Source organism: Mesorhizobium sp. WSM4989 (assembly GCF_029625795.1).
Lineage (GTDB): Bacteria > Pseudomonadota > Alphaproteobacteria > Rhizobiales > Rhizobiaceae > Mesorhizobium.
Map to the genome: position 1 here is coordinate 205,509 of NZ_JARTVN010000002.1, position 13,645 is coordinate 219,153.

General features: G+C 63.4%; 6 protein-coding genes and 1 pseudogene. 2 read left to right on the forward strand and 5 right to left on the reverse strand.

Annotated elements, in window-relative coordinates; genetic code table 11:
• The first annotated feature begins 125 nt into the window (after window positions 1-125).
• Both P9217_RS13790 and P9217_RS13795 read left to right on the forward strand, forming a co-directional pair.
• Window positions 126-5,845, forward strand: a pseudogene (locus P9217_RS13790) (HAMP domain-containing protein).
• 23 nt (window positions 5,846-5,868) lie between these two features.
• Window positions 5,869-7,938 carry a response regulator gene (locus P9217_RS13795; protein WP_278087068.1) on the forward strand — a complete coding sequence of 690 codons (2,070 nt, stop codon included), beginning with the start codon at window positions 5,869-5,871 and terminating at the stop codon, window positions 7,936-7,938.
• Window positions 7,939-7,947: 9 nt separating this feature from the next.
• Here P9217_RS13795 and P9217_RS13800 read toward each other — a convergent pair whose 3' ends face one another.
• The 5 genes from P9217_RS13800 to P9217_RS13820 form a co-directional block, all read right to left on the reverse strand.
• Window positions 7,948-8,934 (reverse strand): ABC transporter permease, encoded by a 987-nt coding sequence (locus P9217_RS13800; protein WP_067003946.1) that lies wholly within the window; start codon window positions 8,932-8,934, stop codon window positions 7,948-7,950.
• On the reverse strand, window positions 8,931-9,917 hold the full coding sequence (locus tag P9217_RS13805) for an ABC transporter permease (RefSeq protein WP_067003944.1): 987 nt from the start codon (window positions 9,915-9,917) through the stop codon (window positions 8,931-8,933). The genes P9217_RS13800 and P9217_RS13805 overlap by 4 nt, the downstream gene beginning before the upstream one ends.
• The gene (locus P9217_RS13810; RefSeq protein ID WP_127239548.1) at window positions 9,914-11,461 is read right to left on the reverse strand and encodes a sugar ABC transporter ATP-binding protein; all 1,548 of its coding nucleotides are present in this window, start codon (window positions 11,459-11,461) and stop codon (window positions 9,914-9,916) included. The genes P9217_RS13805 and P9217_RS13810 overlap by 4 nt, the downstream gene beginning before the upstream one ends.
• Before the next feature lie 153 nt (window positions 11,462-11,614).
• Entirely contained in the window at window positions 11,615-12,649 is a 1,035-nt protein-coding gene (locus P9217_RS13815; protein ID WP_067003942.1) for an ABC transporter substrate-binding protein, read from the reverse strand.
• A 69-nt stretch (window positions 12,650-12,718) separates the two neighbouring features.
• Entirely contained in the window at window positions 12,719-13,633 is a 915-nt protein-coding gene (locus tag P9217_RS13820) for a sugar phosphate isomerase/epimerase (protein WP_095826764.1), read from the reverse strand.
• Between the last annotated feature and the right edge of the window lie 12 nt (window positions 13,634-13,645).

A 13,645-nucleotide genomic window follows, 5' to 3' on the forward strand; every position in this document is an offset into this window, starting at 1 on the left:
GTCTCTACGGCAAGCTTCGCCACATCTGATTAACCACCTGTTCAAACAGGCACGGAACCAAACAGGCCGCGATGCGTTCTGGCCCTCGGCTTAATATAGCTGTCGGGGCAGGCGCGGAGGGGAGTGTGGGCGTTTCTCGTTCGTCAAAGGAACAATTCGATTCCCGTCAGATTCTCAACGCCCTCAAAGCCTTTCGAAACGGTGAATTCTCCGTCCGCATCGAGAATTCTTATGAAGGGTTGAACGGCGAGATCGCCGACACATTCAATCAGATCGTCGAGTTGAACGACCAGATGGCGCGAGAATTTGCGCGGCTGAGCAGGGTCGTCGGCAAGGACGGCCGCATCGGGGAACGCGGCCATGTGAGGAACGCCAAAGGCAGCTGGGAATCGAGCGTCCGTTCGGTCAACGACCTGATCGAGGACATGGTGCAGCCCACCGCGGAAGTTGCCCGCGTCATCGGCGCGGTCGCCAAGGGCGATCTGTCCCAATCCATGATGGTGGAAATTGACGGCAGGCCGCTTCGTGGCGAATTCCTGCGCATCGGTAAAATCGTCAACACCATGGTTGAGCAACTCGCCTCCTTCACGTCGGAGGTGACGCGTGTGGCGCGCGAGGTCGGCACCGAAGGCAAGCTGGGCGGTCAGGCACGCGTCAGGGGGGCGGCCGGCACTTGGAAGGACCTGACCGACAATGTCAACGCGATGGCGACCAACCTGACCAGCCAGGTGCGCAACATTGCGGAGGTGACTACGGCTGTCGCGTCTGGCGACTTGTCGAAGAAGATCACCGTCGACGTGAAGGGCGAGATCCTCGAACTGAAGAACACCATCAACACGATGGTGGACCAGCTCAACTCCTTCGCCTCGGAGGTGACCCGCGTCGCGCGTGAGGTCGGCACCGAGGGCAAACTCGGAGGCCAGGCCCGTGTCGAGGGCGTTGGCGGTACTTGGAAGGACCTCACCGACAGCGTCAACCTGATGGCCGCCAACCTGACCGGCCAGGTCCGCAACATCGCCGATGTGACGACGGCGGTGGCTTTGGGCGACCTCTCCAAGAAGATTACCGTCGACGTGAAAGGCGAAATCCTGGAACTGAAATCGACCATCAACACCATGGTCGATCAGCTCAACTCATTTGCCGGCGAGGTGACGCGCGTGGCGCGCGAGGTCGGCACGGAAGGCAAGCTCGGCGGCCAAGCACAGGTGCGCGGTGTCGCCGGCACCTGGAAGGACCTGACCGACAACGTCAATTCCATGGCGGCGAATCTTACCGGTCAGGTGCGCAACATCGCCGAAGTGACTACCGCGGTGGCACTGGGTGACCTCTCGAAGAAGATCACCGTCGATGTGAAGGGCGAGATCCTGGAGCTGAAGAACACCATCAACACGATGGTGGACCAGCTGAACTCCTTCGCCTCGGAAGTCACCCGCGTGGCACGCGAGGTCGGCACCGAGGGAAAGCTGGGCGGCCAAGCTGAAGTCCGCGGAGTCGGCGGCACGTGGAAGGACCTGACGGACAACGTCAACCTGATGGCCGCCAATTTGACCGGGCAGGTGCGCAATATCGCCGATGTGACCACGGCCGTTGCCAGGGGCGACCTTTCGAAAAAGATCACCGTCGATGTGAAGGGCGAAATCCTCGAACTGAAGAACACCGTCAACACCATGGTGGACCAGCTCAATTCCTTCGCCTCGGAGGTCACGCGCGTGGCGCGCGAAGTGGGCTCGGAAGGCAAACTGGGAGGTCAGGCGCATGTCGAGGGCGTCGGCGGCACCTGGAAGGATCTGACCGACAATGTCAACGCGATGGCCGGCAATTTGACCGGTTGCGCGACGTCTCCAAGGTCGCGACCGCAATCGCCACCGGCGACCTGACCCAGAAGATCACCGTCGACGCCTTGGGCGAAATCCTGCAGATCAAGGACGTCATCAATACGATGGTGGATCAGTTGAACTCCTTCGCCTCGGAGGTGACGCGCGTCGCCCGCGAAGTGGGTTCCGACGGCAAGCTCGGCGGACAGGCGCAGGTGCGCGGCGTCGCAGGCACCTGGAAGGACCTCACCGACAACGTCAACGCCATGGCCGCCAATCTCACGGGCCAAGTGCGCAACATTGCGGAGGTGACGACCGCCGTCGCACTCGGCGATCTGTCGAAAAAGATCACGGTCGATGTGCGCGGTGAAATCCTGGAGCTCAAGGACACCATCAACACGATGGTGGACCAATTGAACTCCTTTGCCTCGGAAGTGACGCGCGTGGCGCGCGAGGTCGGCACCGAAGGCAAGCTCGGCGGTCAGGCACAGGTGCGCGGCGTCGCCGGCACCTGGAAGGACCTGACCGACAATGTCAACTCGATGGCCGAGAACCTCACCGGTCAGGTTCGCAACATCGCCGAAGTTACCACAGCGGTGGCGCGAGGCGACCTGTCCAAGAAGATCACCGTCGATGTCAAGGGCGAGATCCTGGAGCTGAAGTCGACCATCAACACCATGGTCGACCAGCTCAACTCGTTCGCCGGCGAGGTGACGCGCGTGGCGCGCGAGGTCGGCACCGAAGGCAAGCTCGGCGGTCAGGCTCGGGTGGAGGGTGTGGCGGGCACCTGGAAGGACTTGACCGACAACGTCAATCTGATGGCGACCAATCTAACCAACCAGGTGCGCGGCATTGCGGACGTCGTGACCGCCGTTGCCCAGGGCAACCTGAAGCGCAAGCTTGCGGTCGATGCCAAGGGCGAGATCGCTTCGCTGGCGGACACGATCAACGGCATGATCGAGACGCTGGCGACTTTCGCGGATCAGGTGACCAACGTGGCTCGCGAGGTCGGCATCGAGGGCAAGCTCGGCGGTCAGGCCAGGGTGCCGGGCGCCGCCGGCCTATGGCGCGACCTGACCGACAACGTCAATCAGCTGGCGGCGAACCTGACGACCCAGGTCCGGGCCATCGCCGAAGTGTCGACCGCGGTGACCAAGGGCGACCTCACCCGCTCGATCAGCGTGCAGGCCTCCGGCGAGGTCGCGGCGCTGAAGGACAACATCAACGAGATGATCCGCAACCTCAAGGACCAGACCTTGAAGAATGCCGAGCAGGATTGGCTGAAGACCAATCTCGCCCGTTTCTCGCGCATGCTGCAGGGCGAGCGGGACCTTGCCACGGTTTCGCGGATGATCATTTCCGAGCTCGCGCCGCTGGTGAACGCGCAATATGGCCTGTTCTACGTCACCAATCGCGACGAGGAAGAATCCTATCTGGAACTGGCCGCGTCCTACGCCGCCGAAGGCAAGGCCACCGTCCGCCAACGGGTCGACTTCCGCGAAGGCCTGATCGGGCAGTGCGCCGCCGACAAACGGGCAATCATGCTCGATGACGTCCCATCGAGCTTCCTGCGCATCACCTCCGGCCTGGGCGAGGCCCCGCCGGCGAGCGCCATCGTCCTGCCGGCATTGTTCGAGGACGAGGTCAAGGCGGTCATCGAACTCGCTTCGTTCAGCCGGTTCAGCGATACGCACCGCCTTTTCCTGGAGCAGCTCATGGAATCGGTCGGTATCGTGCTCAACACGATCGCCGCGACCATGCGCACGGAAGGGCTTCTCAAGCAATCGCAGCTTTTGACGTCCGAACTGCAGTCGCGTCAGACCGAGCTCACCAAGAAGCAGGAAGAGCTTCACGCCACTAATGAGGAGCTGCAGGAAAAGGCGCAACTGCTCGAGAATGAGAAGAAGCAGGTGGAAAACAAGAATCTCGAGATCGAGATGGCCAGGCGGGCTCTGGAGGAGAAGGCCGAGCAGCTGGCGCTGACCTCCAAATACAAATCCGAATTCCTGGCGAACATGAGTCACGAGCTGAGGACGCCGCTAAATTCGCTTTTGATCCTGTCCAATCTGCTTGCGACAAACCAGCAGGGGAATCTGAACGACAAGCAGATCGATTTCGCGCGTACGATCAACTCGGCAGGTACCGACCTGCTCAGCCTCATCAACGACATACTGGATCTTTCCAAGATCGAGTCCGGCACGGTGTCGATCGAAATCAACGACATGCCGCTCGCACACCTGCGCCAGCATATGGAGCGGACTTTCAGACAGCTTGCGGCTGACAAGGGGCTCGGCTTCACCATCAAGATCGAGCAAGCCCTGCCTGAGACGATCCGCACGGACGAAAAGCGGCTGCAGCAGATCGTGCTCAATCTGCTGTCAAATGCCTTCAAATTCACTTCCAATGGCGAGGTGATCCTGAACATCCATGCCGAGAGAACCGGCCGCAAAAACGATGCGGCGCCGCCCCGGGCGCTGGCGATCGCCGTTACCGATACCGGGATCGGCATTCCGGAAGACAAGCAAAAGCTCATCTTCGAGGCGTTTCAGCAGGCCGACGGCACGACCAGCCGCAAATACGGCGGCACTGGCCTCGGCCTTTCCATCAGCCGGGAAATCGCCCGGTTGCTCGGCGGTGAGCTGCGCGTCGAAAGCGAGCCAGGCAAGGGATCGACCTTCACCCTGGTCATCCCCTTCGATGGCCCGCGCAGCAGCAGCCTGGCGGCGCCGATCGAGCTTTCGCCTGCCGACGTCATCGCGGCGGGCGTCCAGCCAGCAGACACTTCGGGTACCCCAGAACTTGCGGACGATCGTGACACAATCAACCCCTCGGACAGGGTGGTGCTTATTGTCGAGGACGACCCGACTTTTGGAGGGCTGCTGCTCGGTCTTGCTCGATCCGCCGGACTGAAGGGGGTGCTTTCAACGGCCGGTTCCGGCACGCTGGCACTGACCCGCAAGCTGATGCCCGATGCGATCACGCTCGATCTCGGCCTTTCAGACATCGACGGCTGGGTGCTTTTCGACCTTCTGCGGCATGACCAGAAGACCAGGAACATTCCGATCCATGTCATCTCCGGCGCCGAGGATCTCGAAGTGCTGACGCGCAGGGGCGCTGCAAGCGTTTCGAGCAAGCCGGTTTCGGCTGGTGAGCTCGCCCGCGTTTTCGAGGAAATCCATTCGCGAAACCTGAGGGTGCAGCGCAACGTGCTGATCGCCGATCCCGATCCCGAGCGCCGCCTGGCCCTGGTGGAAGCCATTCGAGATGGCATCACCTCGGTCACCGCGGTCGGTCGTGTCGCCGCCAACGCGGACGAGCCGGGCGCCGCCGCTTATGACGCGATTGTTTTCGGGTTTGGGCGTTCGGCCAAGGACAACGCCCAGATGCTCGACGAAATCGTGTCTCAGTTCAGCGACGCTCTACCGCGCCTGCTGTTCTTCACGCCGCACCCGGACGCGTTTCTGCAGCAGGTCGCGCTGCATCCGGCACTCGGCGATGTCCCACGTGCCGACAACTTCGGCCAACTCGGGCTCCTGATCTCGGCGGCACTGCCAAGCGACACGCAGAGCGAACAGATCTTGGCCACCGAGCAGGTCGACAATGCCGATCTCGCCGGCGCCAAGGTTCTGATCGTCGACGACGACATTCGCAACATCTACTCGTTGACCAGCGTGCTGGAGACTTACGACATTGATGTGCAGCATGCCGAACGGGGCCGGGACGGCATCGCGTTGCTCGAAGAAACACCCGACGTCGACGTCGCCTTGATCGACATCATGATGCCGGAAATGGACGGCTACGAGACCATGCGTCGGATTCGGGCCATGCCGGCGATAGCCCACATCCCATTGATCGCGGTTACCGCCAAGGCGATGAAAGGCGACCGTCAGAAATGCCTGGACGCCGGCGCATCCGACTACATCGCCAAACCGGTCGACCTCGATCTGCTGCTTGCGTTGCTGCGGGTTTGGATCGGTCGCGCGCGAGCGCGGGCTGAGCCCTTCGCGCCGGCATTGATGACCGCCATCTGAAAGCGCTCCGGCAGGTAAAAGGAATGGCCGCGATCGAGGCAGAAAGAAGCGAACCGGTCGAAGGATTGCGGGCACGCGTTCTCGCGGTCGATGACGACGAACGCAATCTGCTTGCCATCGCGGAGGTGCTTGGCGAAGTCGGCGAGGTCGTCTGCGCCCAGTCGGGTGAGGAAGCGCTGCGCTTCCTGCTCAAGGAAGATTTCGCCGTCATCCTGCTCGACGTGCTCATGCCGAACCTCGACGGCTACGAGACGGCCACGCTGATCCGCCGGCGTGAACGATCGAAAAACACGCCGATCATCTTCCTTACCGCGATCAGCAAGGAAGAGGCGCATATGCTGCGCGGCTATGACGTCGGCGCTGTCGACTACCTGTTCAAGCCGTTCGACCCGGTGATGCTTCGCTCCAAGGTTATGGTCTTCGTCGATCTTCATGAGAAGACGCGCGAGATCGAGCGAAACGCGGCGCGGGAGCAGCGGCTGCTCGAACAGGCGCTGAAGGCCAAGTCGGACAAACTCGATGCCGAGCGGGCGCTGCGCCATTCGGAAGCAAGGCAGGAGGCTATTCTTGCCTCGCTTCCAATTTGTTTTCATGCCCGCTCGGCTGAGGCGCCTTTCGCCCCAAGCTACGTCTCGAAAGGCGTCGAGCGGCTGACAGGGTTCCCGCCGAGCCGTTTCCTGTCGCATCCGGATTTCGGGCTCAGCCGGGTTCACCCCGACGATCGCGAGGAGGTAACCAGGTCGCTTTCGGCGGCATGCGAGACGGGGTCCTATGGCTGCGAATTTCGCTGGCGGTGCGCCAATGATGAATATCGCATCTTCTTCGATCGGGGCGTGGTTTCCAAAGATGACGCTGGGCTCGAGTTGCTTGGCACCATGCAAGACATAACAGAGCAACGCCGCCTGGAGAGCCAGCTGCTGCAGTCGCAGCGGCTCGATGCGATCGGCAAACTGACCGGCGGACTCGCCCATGACTTCAACAACCTCCTCGCGGCGATCCTTTCCGGCCTAAGCCTGCTCGAGCGACAGCTGACGCTGGACGGCAACGCTACCAAGATCCTCGACATGACACGCCGCTCCGCCGGGCAAGGCAGGGATCTCGTCCAGCGCATGCTCGCTTTTTCGCGGCGCCAGGACCTGAAGCCCGTGGCAGTACCCTTGTCGAGCCTTGGGGATACGATGAACGGGTTGGTTGCCCCGGTCCTTGGAGGCCTCGTGCGCTTCAAGTGGCTGGTGAGTGACGACACATGGCCCGTGTATGTGGATGCGGCGCAGCTCGAGCTCGCCTTGATGAACCTCATCTTCAATGCGCGAGACGCAATGCCTTCGGGAGGCACGGTTCTCGTCCGGACGAGCAACCGCAGCGTCGGCCACGCGGGCGACGAACTGCCGGCCGGCGACTATGTGGTGGTCGCTGTCGAGGACACCGGGACCGGAATTGCCGGCGACATGATAAGCAAGGTGGTCGAGCCGTTCTTTACAACGAAGCCGGTCGGGAAGGGCACGGGGCTGGGTCTCAGCACCGTCTATGGTTTCGCCAAGCAGTCGGGCGGCACGCTCAGGATAGAGAGCGAGGTGGACCGCGGCACCATCATAGAACTGTGGCTGCCCCGATCCAATCAGCCGCAGGATGTCACCGAGGCTATCGCTGTTGCCGGGGCAGAGGCTGTCGAGGCTGCCGACGCGGAGCGCGCCACGGCGGTTGGCGAACGATCACTGACCGTTCTGCTCATCGATGACAGCCACTCCTTGAGAGAAATGACGGCCATGTCGCTCAGGCAGTCCGGCTTCGAGGTCGTAGGAGCCTCCGGCGGAGCCGAAGCGCTTGCCGCCATTGAGAGAGAGCCGGATCGATTCGACGTGATCGTCACCGACTTTGCCATGCCCCTTATCTCGGGCATAGACGTGATCCGGTTTGCCCGCAATCTGCGTGCCGGCTGGCCGGCGGTCATGATCACCGGCTATGCGGATGCGGAGAAAATCGTGGAGCGCCCCCTCGATGTCGCGCTTGTCGGCAAGCCGTTCGACGAAAAGGACCTTGTTGTGGCCATACATGCCGCAGCGCGCGGCAAGCTAATCAACGCCTCGGCATAGCTTCCCCTGTTACCTGTCCTCGATGATCCTCAAATAGGCCGCGGTCACGAACAGCACGATGAAACCGAAGAGGATGCGGCGGCCGCCTTCGGGCATATGCAGGATGGTGAGCAGCGTCGTCAGCACGGTCAGGATCAGCGCGCCGACAATGGTTCCCATATAGCCGCCGCGGCCGCCGAAGATCGAGGTGCCGCCGATGACGGCGGCAGCCACCGAAGGTAGCACCAGCGGCTCGGCGAGCGACAGCGAGGGCGCCTTGATCAGGCCGATATAGAGCAGGCCGGTGATGCCGGCGAGCAGGCTGGAGATGACATAGAGCGCCGTGATCACCTGCCAGTAGCGGACGCCCGAAAGCCGTGCAGCGCGCTCATTGTCGCCGACGGCGTAGAGCAGGCGGCCGAAGCCTGTACGGTTCAAGGTGAAGACGATCAGCACCGCCACCGGCACGAACAGGAAGAGCGCGTTGGGGAAGCCGTAGGTGAGACCGGTGCCGAGCCAGTTGAGGAAATCCGGAATCTTGGCGCCGGAGGCGATCACGGTGCGCTGGTAGACCTGCAGGAAGCCGGTGCCGATCAGGCTGGTGCCGAGCGTCATGATCAGCGGATGGACGCGGAAGACGCCGACGCCGACGCCGTTGACGAGGCCGATCAGCACCGCCGGCAGCATGGCGAGGATGAAAGCCACCGTCGGATCCTGGTTGACGATTTGCGTCGCCATGATGAAGGCGCTCATCGTCGCCACCGTGCCGACCGAGAGGTCGATGCCGCCGGTGAGCATCGTCATGGTCTGACAACCGGCGAGGATTGCCAGCGGAATGGCGAACTTGGCGGTGTTGGCGATCCAGCGCTCGTTGACGATCCCGGGGCGAAGAACCTGCAGGATCAGCACCAGTATGACGAGCAGGATGATCAGGGGAATGAGCGGCCGGTCCGCCATGAAGCGCTTCAGGCGGCGGCCGAGCGAGACCGGCTGGGGCATGGTCGCGCTGTTCGTCATGGTGTTGCTCCTGCCGGGCGGCCCCGGATGGTGATGAAGGCGCCGAACATCACCACGGCGACCATGATCGCGCCCTCGATGATGGCCGTGACGTTGGGATCGATGGCCAGAAGCGTCAGGTCGGTGCGCACCAGCCTGAGCACGAAGACGGCGATGATCGGCCCGAGCAGCCCACCCTTGCCGCCACCGAGCGCGACGCCGCCCAGCACCACCGCCGCGACGCTGGCCAGCAGATAGGGACCGGGGATCGGCGCGCCGATGCCGGTGCTGATGGTGAGCGACAGCCCGCCAAGTGCTGCGAACAGGCCGGAGAGCGCGTAAGCGACGATCCTGGTGCGGGCCACCGGCACACCGCTGCGGAAGGCGGCGAGCTCGTTGCTGCCGATGGCGTAGATGGAGAGGCCAAGCCGCGAGCGCCTGAGCGGGATCCAGATGACGAAGAGGCAGACAAGCAGCAGCACCAGCGCCTTCGGGACCCAGGCATCGGCCCAATCCGGCAGGCCGGGGATCGGCATGGTGCCGACGACGGTGGCCTTCAGCCACTCGGCGGCTGCGCCGCCGGGCGCGTCAAGCACCAGAAGCGCCGCGCCTTGCAGAACGAAGAGCGTGGCTAAAGTAACCACGATATCCGGCACTCGGGTCACCACGATCAGGAGGCCGTTCAGCGCGCCGAGCACAAGGCCCATGGCCAGCACGAAGGGCACGACGAAGTACGCATATTCCTCGCTGGCGCCGTTCATCATCGAGGCGGCGGTGACGCTGGTCAGCGCCATCATGGCGGCAACCGAGAGGTCGATGCCGCCGGCGATGACCACCACAGTCTGCGCCGCGACGGCGAAGGCGTAGGGCAGAACCGCCCGCGCCAGCGAGCCGAAGTCGCCGCTGCCGTAGCCCGGCTGGATCAGCTTGGTGACGACGAACAGGAATACGAGCAGGGCGAGCAGGCCGGCGACCCAGCCCTGGCGGCGCAGGAAGCGCATCATGGCGCGGTCTCCGCGTCGGACGTTGGCCTGACATCGGCAAGGATGCCGACATCCGCCCTGGCGCCGCGCGGCAGGCCGTAGGCGGCCCGCATCAGAGCCGGCTCGTCGGCGAGCTCGACCGGGAAGGTGTCGACGACACGGCCGCCGAAGATGACGATGACGCGGTCGCAGACACGCTGCACTTCCTCCAGCTCGGATGTGTAGAAGAGGACCGATTTGCCGAGGCCGGCGAGCTCGCGCAGCAATTTGTAGATTTCCTGCTTGGTGCCGACATCGATGCCGCGCGTCGGGTCGAAGCAGAGGATGGTGCGGGCATCTGCCGCGATCCAGCGGGCAATCGTCACCTTCTGCTGGTTGCCGCCGGAAAGGCGCTGGACCTCGCCCTGCGCGCGGGTGTCGATCTGCAGCCGGGCGATGGCGCTTGAAACCACCATATGCTCCCGGCGCACCTTGATCGGTCCCCATTTGCGCAGCGCAGCGCTGAAAGGCAGCGCGACGTTCTCGCGCACCGAACGCTGCATGGCTAAAGCCTCCGTGCGGTCACCCGGCACGTAGGCGAGGCCGGCCTGGATGGCATCGCTCGGATGGAAGAACTTCACCGGCGCGCCATCGACGGCGATCGTGCCGCCGGCCGGGCGGATCGAGCCGGCAAGGGCGGCGAAGAGCTCGTCCTGGCCCTGGCCCTCGAGCGCGACGACGCCGGCCACCTCGCCATTGGCGAGATCGAAAGAGACGTCATGCAGCTTCGTGCCGAGCTGCAGGTTGCGGACCGAAAGCCGAGGGTGGCTGTCCTTCACGACCGGCGCTTCGCTTGCCGTGCGCGCCGCGGCGACGCTGGTCTTCTCGATACGGGCGCCAAGCATCATCTCGACGATCTTTTCCTCGACGCCGGGCTCGATGTCGATGACGCCGACGGTTGCGCCGTCGCGCAGCACTGTGGCTCGGTCGCACAGCGCCGAGATCTCGACGAAACGGTGCGAGATGAAGATGACCGAGCGGCCGCTGTCGCCCTGGCGGCGCACGACTTCCAGCACTTTTTCGGCAAGGTTGGCGGGCAGCGCGGCCGTCATCTCGTCGAGCAGCAGAACGTCGGGCTCGGCGGCGAGCGCGCGCGCCAGGTCGAGCACACGCAGGACGGCCAGCGGAATGTCGCGCGCGGTCTCGCGTATGTCGAGGTTCGGAATGCCGAGCTCGCGCACCCAGGCGCGGAACGGCTCGACCGGCGTGCCGGTGAGCCTGAGATTGGAAAGCACATCGAGGTCGGGGATCAGCGCCGGTTCCTGGTAGACCGGCAGCAGGCCGGCGCGACGCGCGGCGGCCGGAGAGCGGACATCGCGAGCTTCGCCGCGGATCAGGATGCGGCCGGCATCCGCCGGGATCGCACCGGTCAGGATCTTAACAAGGGTCGACTTGCCGGCGCCGTTGGCGCCCATCAGCGCATGCACTTCGCCCGGCAGCACCGACAACGATGCGTCACGCAGCGCCGAAACCGCGCCGTAATTCTTCGCCACGCCGGTGGCGTCCAGCAATGTATTGTTCGGCAATTCGTTCGTCGTCAAAACCAGCGTTCTCGCATCAAGCACCGAGGACGGCAGGTTCGCACCTGCCGTCCCAGCGACCTTATCTGCCGCAGTTCCTTATCGCAAAAACCGTAGGATGCTTTTGCGAAATCTGCGAAGTTGAAGTCGGTCGGGCGATTATTCGCCCGGACCCTTGCAGGCGACGATCTGCTCCTTGGTGTAGGTGGTCCAGTCCGGAATCGAGATCGAGACCGGCCATTCGGGGCTGAGCGACGGGTCGGCGGCCGCCTTCAGCTTGGCCTTGCCTTCCTCCGTGACATTTTCCCAGAGCTGCGGCTCGACCAGAACGGTTTGCTGCGCCGGCTTCTTGCCGTCGAGGATCTGCAGTGCGAGCGTAACGCCGGCGCCGCCGATCGAGCCGGGATTGGTGACGGCAGCGCCGACCAGACCCTTGACCGTGTTCAACTGACCGACGAAGCCGGCATTGTCGGCGCCGACAACCGGCACCATCGGCGCCTGCTGCTCGACCAGAGCGTCGACGATGACGTTGTCGATGCCGGAGGTCCAAATGCCGTTGATCGGCGTTCCGGTGGCGAGGAAGGACAGGATCTGCTGCTTGGCCTGGTCCTGCTGCCAGCCGGTGAAGACTTCCTGCGCGACCTTCACGTCGGGGAATTCGGCCAGCGCCTTCTTGAAGCCCTTGTCGCGGTCGCTGTCGGCGGAAGCACCGGCGGCGCCGCGCATGTACAGCACCTCGCCCTTGCCGCCCATCTGCTGGAACAGCCACTTGGCGCCGAGATAGGCATACTGTTCCTGGTTGTTGGAGATGATGTATGCGGACGGCTCGGTCACCGCCTGGTCGACAGCGACGACGACGATACCGGCCTTGGTGGCTTCCTCCAGACCGGCCTTGATGCCGGCCGGATCGGCCGGGTTGACGACGATGGCGTTTACCTTGGCGCTGATCAGATTGCGGATGTCCTCGAGCTGGCCGGCGGCGTCGGTGTTGCGGTGGGCGATGTTGAGCTTCGCCACTTCGCCGGAGGCGAGCGCCTGGGCCTTCATGGCGCAGATCATTTCCTCACGCCAGCCATTGCCCTGCACGGTGTTGGAGATGCCGATCGTGTATTTGCCTTCGGCGGACGACACGCCCACCGAGGCAAGCAAGGCGGCGCCGGCAAGCAGCGGGGCCATGGTCAGGTATTTCTTCATTTCAGTACTCCTCCACATTGATTTCAGTTCCTGGGCTGCGAAGCGATCGAAGCCTAGCCGTTTGTCCCCTCATTTGACGAAGGGGCGCAGCACGTCGCGAGCCAGCAGAAAACCGCGCTTGACCTTCTCGTCGCTTCCCTCGAACCGGCGGTCCTCATGCTCGATGACCACCGGCCCGTCATATCCGGCCCGGTAAAGGCCCGAAAAGATGCTGCTCCAGTTGATGTCGCCAAGCCCCGGCATGCGTGGCACCTGCCAGCCTATGCCTGCGGAAAGGATCCCGCGCTCATACAAACCATCATGATCGATCATCAGGTCCTTGGCATGCACATGCAGCATGTGCGGGCCGAACTCGCGGATGAAGCGTTCCTTGTCGATCATCTGCCAGACGAGATGCGAGGGGTCGAAATTCATGCCGACGTCGCCGCCCCAGGCCTCGAGAATCCGGCGCCAGACATAGGGCGAATAGGCGATGTTGTGTCCGCCCGGCCATTCGTCATAGCTGAAGATCATCGGGCAGTTCTCGAAGGCGAGCTTGACGCCGTGCTCGCGCGCGTGGGCGATGATCGCGGGCCAGATTTTCTGCGCGGCCTGCCAATTGTCGTCGACAGTCTTCGAGGCGTCGCCGCCGCAGAAGGTGTTGACGGGCGAGACACCCATTCGGCTTGCCAGCACGATCACCTTCTTCAGGTGATCGATCACCGCATCGCGATGCGCCTGATCGGGATGCAACGGATTGGGATAGAAACCGAGACCGGAGATCGTCAGGCCCTTGCCGGCGAGCTCGGCGGCAATGTCCTTGGCTTGCGCGGGGGAGGTGCCGGCGGCGTCGATATGGCTGGTGCCGGCATAGCGACGACTGGCGCCCGAAGTCTTCGGCCAGCAGGCGATCTCGAGCGCTTCGAAGCCGGCCGAGTTCGCCCAGTCGGCGACATCGCCGAGGGAAATATCCGGAAATGGTGCCGTGAGCAGTCCAAGCTTCATGATGCCTCCCGC

Excerpts from the sequence above, each read along its gene's own strand:
- P9217_RS13795 (WP_278087068.1), top strand. The coding sequence starts at position 5,869 with ATGGCCGCGATCGAGGCAGAAAGAAGCGAACCGGTCGAAGGATTGCGG.
- P9217_RS13800 (WP_067003946.1), bottom strand. The coding sequence starts at position 8,934 with ATGACGAACAGCGCGACCATGCCCCAGCCGGTCTCGCTCGGCCGCCGC.
- P9217_RS13805 (WP_067003944.1), bottom strand. The coding sequence starts at position 9,917 with ATGATGCGCTTCCTGCGCCGCCAGGGCTGGGTCGCCGGCCTGCTCGCC.
- P9217_RS13815 (WP_067003942.1), bottom strand. The coding sequence starts at position 12,649 with ATGAAGAAATACCTGACCATGGCCCCGCTGCTTGCCGGCGCCGCCTTG.
- P9217_RS13820 (WP_095826764.1), bottom strand. The coding sequence starts at position 13,633 with ATGAAGCTTGGACTGCTCACGGCACCATTTCCGGATATTTCCCTCGGC.